Origin of the sequence: Nonomuraea aridisoli, from assembly GCF_003236395.1 — a bacterium.
Classification (GTDB): domain Bacteria; phylum Actinomycetota; class Actinomycetes; order Streptosporangiales; family Streptosporangiaceae; genus Nonomuraea; species Nonomuraea aridisoli.
In genome coordinates this window covers 1-4,959 of record NZ_POUD01000436.1, presented here as the reverse complement: position 1 = coordinate 4,959, position 4,959 = coordinate 1, and the positions used below count along the sequence as shown (strand labels likewise).

Annotated in this window: 5 protein-coding genes and 1 pseudogene; 1 reads left to right on the top strand and 5 read right to left on the bottom strand. The window is 74.4% G+C overall.

Annotation, left to right across the window (positions count from 1 at the left end):
- Positions 1-276, top strand: a pseudogene (locus C1J01_RS50730) (NADH-quinone oxidoreductase subunit NuoH); the annotation flags it as partial.
- A gap of 39 nt (positions 277-315) precedes the next feature.
- Here the strand turns inward: C1J01_RS50730 and C1J01_RS46225 are convergent.
- The 5 genes from C1J01_RS46225 to C1J01_RS46205 form a co-directional block, all read right to left on the bottom strand.
- A complete protein-coding gene (locus tag C1J01_RS46225; RefSeq protein WP_111185343.1) occupies positions 316-1,377 on the bottom strand; it encodes an amidohydrolase family protein in 1,062 nt (353 codons plus the stop codon).
- A 27-nt stretch (positions 1,378-1,404) separates the two neighbouring features.
- Positions 1,405-2,739, bottom strand: a complete 1,335-nt coding sequence (locus C1J01_RS46220; RefSeq protein ID WP_111185342.1) for an alkaline phosphatase family protein — start codon at positions 2,737-2,739, stop codon at positions 1,405-1,407.
- Positions 2,739-3,851, bottom strand: coding sequence for a metabolite traffic protein EboE (gene eboE / locus C1J01_RS46215; RefSeq protein WP_111185341.1), 1,113 nt, complete (start codon positions 3,849-3,851; stop codon positions 2,739-2,741). Before eboE ends, C1J01_RS46220 begins: the two co-directional genes overlap by 1 nt.
- A 2-nt stretch (positions 3,852-3,853) precedes the next feature.
- The gene (locus C1J01_RS46210) at positions 3,854-4,699 is read right to left on the bottom strand and encodes a TatD family hydrolase (protein ID WP_111185340.1); all 846 of its coding nucleotides are present in this window, start codon (positions 4,697-4,699) and stop codon (positions 3,854-3,856) included.
- Positions 4,700-4,959: EboA domain-containing protein (locus C1J01_RS46205; RefSeq protein ID WP_181449339.1), on the bottom strand; the 260-nt coding region annotated here is incomplete at its 5' end.

Here is a 4,959-nt window from a genome sequence, read left to right as displayed (position 1 = left end):
GCCGTGCGCAACCTGGTCGTCAACGAGGGCGACCGGATGATCGGGCTCGGCATCGCCGGAGCGCTGGTGATCGGCGTGCTCGCCGTCTGGCTGCGGATCGACACCGTCGACCAGCGGCGCAAGGAGGAGCGCAAGGCACAGGTCGAGGCCGAGTTCGAGGAACTGTCCAGCGAGCCGGCGGCCGGCGGCTTCCCGGTGCCGCCGCTCGACCTGCCGCACTACCACGGCGTCCGGCAGGCCATCCCGGCGTCGCGGCCCACGGAAGGAGACCGTTGAACGCGGCGGGAACGGGCAGGGGTGTCCGTACCGGTTCGGTCAGCGGACCAGGCGGCCGCGCACGATGACGCGGCTCGGCCGGTCCAGGACGTCGAGCCGGCGGCGGGGGTCGGTGTCGAAGGCGAGCAGGTCGGCGGGCGCGCCTTCCTCGATGCCCGGCAGGCCGAGCCACGCGCGCGCCGTCCACGACGCCGCGCCGACGGCGACGTCACCGGGCAGGCCGGCCTCCGCCAGCCACCGGATCTCCTCGGTGAGGTGACCCGGCGGCAGGTCGGTGCCCGCCAGGACGGTCACCCCGGCCTCGTACGCGGCGCGGGCCAGGCCGGGATGCCGCCGCCACCCCTCCCCGAACCACGTGCGCGTGCCCGCCGGCACCTGCGGGTCGGCCATCAGCGGCGCGAGGTGGGCGAAGGCCGTCGCGGTGGGGACCAGCGCCGTGCCCTGGGCGGCCATGGTGTCCAGAAGGTCCTCCGGCAGGTGCATGCCGTGCTCGACGGAGTCGACGCCGGCCAGCACCGCGGCGGCGCCGCCGGCGGCGTGCTGGGTGTGCGCCGCCACCCGGCCGCCGGCCCGCCGGACCGCCCGCGTGGCCGCGGCCACGACCTCGGGGGACATGGTGGGGGCGTACCCGCCGTCGTCGGTCAGCCAGTCGACGATGAGCTTGCACCAGCCGCCCGAGGCTCGTGACTCCTCGGCCGCGGCGGCGGGGATGCGTTCCGGCGGGAGCTGGCGGCCCCAGCCGGGGAAGAAGCCGCCCTCCGCGGCGACGGCCAGACCGGCCTCCCGCACTCGTGGAAGATCGGGGTCGGCGCCGAACCAGGACGGCAGCCGGCCCGCCGACCCCGGCACCCGCACCGCGGACACGCCCGCCGCGCGCAGCTGCTCGCCGTGGGTGCGCAGCAGGCGCTCGTCCAGCGGCTCGCCGATCCCCGACGTGCCCGGATGGCAGTGGACGTCGACGAGGCCCGGCAGGAGATAGCCGCCGTCGGCGACGGTCTCGGCGCCGGCGACCGGCGTGAACGTGATCCGGTCGCCGTCCACGTAGACCTCGCCCGGCTCGCCGGCCGGCAGGATGATCCCTCGCAACCGCCACACCGGCACGCCGGCCCCCTTCCGCCGCGCCCCAGCCTACGTCGCGCGCCGGCGCGCCAGCCCGGCCAGCAGCTCCTTCACGTCCGTGGCCTCGTACGCGTCCCCCTCGAACGGCCCGATGATCAGGGGGCCGTCCTCGGCGGCGTCGGGCAGCCGGCCGTGGCTGCCCCGCACCGGCGCCGGGTCCAGCGGCACCACCGACATCGTGTAGCGGAATCCCAGGGTCTTCCTGGCCAGCGCCGCGGCGGCCCGGAGCTTGACGAACGGATCACGCGGGTCCATGAACAGCTCGGCCGGGTCGTAGCCGGGCTTGCGGTGGATCTCCACGAGCCTGGCGAAGTCCGGGGCACGGTCGTCCGAAAGCCAGTAGTAGTAGGTGAACCAGGCGTCGGGCTCCGCGACCGCGACGAGCTCGCCGGAGCGCTCGTGGTCGAGCCCGTACTTCGCCTTGCCCGCCTGGTCCAGCACCTCGTCCACGCCGGGCAGCTCGGCGACGACCGCGCGGGCGCGGGGCAGGTCGGCCGGGTCGCGTACGTACACGTGGGCCACCTGGTGGTCGGAGACGGCGAACGCCCGGGACGCCCACGGGTCGAGGTACTCCATCCCGTCCTGCGTGTAGACCTCCAGCAGGCCCGCGCGGCGCAACGCCCGGTTGACGTCGACCGGGCGGGACGCCGGCGTGATGCCGTACTCCGACAGCACGACCACCTCGGCGTCCTCGGCGAGCAGCGGGGCCAGCGCGGCGTCCACGGCGCGGGCGGCGGCGACCGCCTCGGAGCCGTTCGGGCCGTACCGCTGCAGGTCGTAGTCGAGGTGCGGGACGTAGACCAGCATCAGGTCGGGCCGCTCACGCTCCAGGATGCGGCGGGCCGCGCCGATGATCCATTCGGACGAGGCGATCCCCGCGGTCGGGCCCCAGTAGTTGAACAGCGGGAACGTGCCCAACGCGGATTCGAGGTCGTCGTGGAGCGAGGGCGGCCTGGTGTAGCAGTCGGGCGACTTGCGGCCGTCGGCGTGGTAGATCGGGCGCGGGGTGACGAGCAGGTCGGTGGCCGCGCCCATCGCGTACCACCAGCAGACGTTGGCGGTGCGCAGGCCCGGCACCGCGGTCCACAGCTGGTCGCCCTGGATGAGCGCGTTGTGCTGCCGCCACAGGAAGACCTCGCCGAGGTCGCGGAAGTACCAGCCGTTGCCGACGATGCCGTGCTCGCGCGGCATCGCGCCGGTCAGCAGGGTGGCCTGCATCGAGCAGGTGACGGCCGGGAGCACGGGCCGCAGCGTGGCCGCCGCGCCCACCTTGGCCACGTTCGGCATGTGCGCCAGCAGGCGCGGAGTCAGCCCCACCACGTTGATCACGACGAGCGGTGCCATCAATGCTCCTTCAGTCCCAGCGAGGCCAGCCGGCCCCGCATCCAGTCGAGCTCGGCCGCGATGCCGGCGGCGAGGTCCGGCGGCGCGTCCGGCAGCACGGCCCAGGTGTAGGTCTCCACCTCGACGTGCCGCGTCAGCGGGGCGGGGCCGCCGAGCAGCGTGCGCAGCAGGCCGCCGAGGTACGGCGCGCTGGTCGTGAGCGGGGCGGGCGGGTCGGCGTGCAGCGGGACGTGGAAGTGCACCCGCCAGCTCTCGTCCGCGGGCAGGCCGCCGGCCAGCGCCTCGCCGAGGTCGTCGGTGAACCCGCCGGCGGAGCGCGTCTGGTGCAGGAATTTGGGCTCGTCGAACGCCGCGAGCGCCCGCTGCGCCCCCGGCGGGGCCTCCAGGGCGCACGACGCCTGCAGCTTGACGATCGGCAGCCCCGTACCGGCGCCCGCGCCGGGCTCCTCGAACCCGACGGCCATGTGGCAGGCGTCCAGGCACAGACCCAGGTAGTCGTGGTCGACGTCGCCGAGCAGGGCGCCCGCCTGGGGCGTCGTCTCGATGAGGCAGCCGGGCTCCGGCTCGAACCCCAGCCGGATCACCTTGCCGGTCCTGCGGCTCAGCGCCCGCAGCCCCGCGGCGACCGCGTCCAGGTTCGCCATGACCGCCGCCGCCTTGTCCGCGGTCCATCCGGTACGCCAGGCGAGGGGGAGCGTCGAGATCGTGCCCTCGGTGACGTCGTCCGGCAGCAGCGCGGCCAGGATCTCGGCCAGCCCGAGCGTGTACCGCAGCCGCTCCGCGTCGGCCCAGTCCGGCTGGTACACGTGGTACTTCACGACCTCGTCGTGGAAGCCGCGGTACGGGAACCCGTTCAGGGTCACGACCTCCAGCCCCAGCACGGTCAGGTGCTCGCGCAGCGCGGCCAGGTCGGAGGGCCGGGCGAGCAGCCCGGCCGCGGCCGGCTGGGGCAGCCAGAGGCCGACGCCGAGCCGGTCGGCGCCGAGCAGCGCCCTGACCCGCGCGGCGACGCCGGACAGCTGGCGGCGGATGCCGGGCAGATCCTCCGCGGGGTGCACGTTCGTGCAGTAGGACAGGTGGACGACCGAGCCGTCCGGATGCCGCAGCCGCATGGTCAGCCCCGCTTGATCGTGTTGCCGGCGTAGTCGGGGCCCGCCTCGGCGTCCGCCTCCAGGCTGAGCCGCCCGCTCTGCCCGTAGAAGGCCACCGGGTTGCGCCAGAGCACCTGCTCCACGTCGTCCGCGCCGAAGCCGGCCGCCAGCATGGCGTCGGCGACCGCGCGCGTCTTCAGCGGATCGCTGCGCCCCCAGTCGGCGGCCGAGTTGACCAGCATCCTGGCGGTGCCGTACTGCTTGAGGACGGCCACCATCCGCTCCGGGTCCATCTTGGTGTCCGGATAGATGGAGAACCCCATCCAGCAGCCGGAGTCCGCGACCAGGCCGACGGTCACCTCGTTGAGGTGGTCGACGAGCACCCGCTCGGGAGGCGTTCCCGAGGCCCGCACCACGTCGAGCGTGCGGCGGGTGCCGGCGGCCTTGTCCCGGTGCGGCGTGTGCACGAGGACGGGCAGGTCGTTCTCCCGTGCCAGGGTGAGCTGCGCCTCGAAGGCGTGCTCCTCCTCGGCCGTCATCGAGTCGTAGCCGACCTCGCCCACCGCGACCACGGAGTCCTTCAGCAGGTAGCGCGGTAACTCCTCCAGCACGCCCGCGCAGCGCCGGTCGTTCGCCTCCTTCGGGTTGAGCGCGAGCGCGCAGTGGTGGCGGATGCCGTACTGCGCGGCGCGGTACGGCTCCCAGCCGAGCAGCGCGTCGAAGTAGTCGAGGAAGCTGCCCACGCTGGTGCGCGGCTGGCCCAGCCAGAACGCCGGCTCCACCACGGCCCGCACTCCCGCGGCGTGCATGCGCTCGTAGTCGTCGGTGGTCCGGGAGGTCATGTGGATGTGCGGGTCGAAGATGCGCATTCAGATCCTCTCCATGACGTCACGCGGGACGGGCCGGCCGGCCGCCCGCAGCTCCGCCGCGTAGTCCGACAACATCCGGGCGAGCTCGGCGTCGAACCGGCGCTCCAGGCCCGCGACCGAGGCCAGCGGGACGCCCATGAAGACGCACTTGAGCACGCCCTGGCGGAAGGAGTGGTCGTCCAGCCACGCCGAGCCGTACGGGCCGAGGGCCGCGGCGACCAGCCGGGCGTCGTTGGCGCGCAGCGCGTCCTCCACCAGCC

What these genes read in the sequence shown, in the direction of transcription:
- C1J01_RS46210 (WP_111185340.1), bottom strand. Translation starts at nt 4,699, where the DNA reads ATGCGCATCTTCGACCCGCACATCCACATGACCTCCCGGACCACCGAC.
- eboE (WP_111185341.1), bottom strand. Translation starts at nt 3,851, where the DNA reads ATGCGGCTGCGGCATCCGGACGGCTCGGTCGTCCACCTGTCCTACTGC.
- C1J01_RS46220 (WP_111185342.1), bottom strand. Translation starts at nt 2,739, where the DNA reads ATGGCACCGCTCGTCGTGATCAACGTGGTGGGGCTGACTCCGCGCCTG.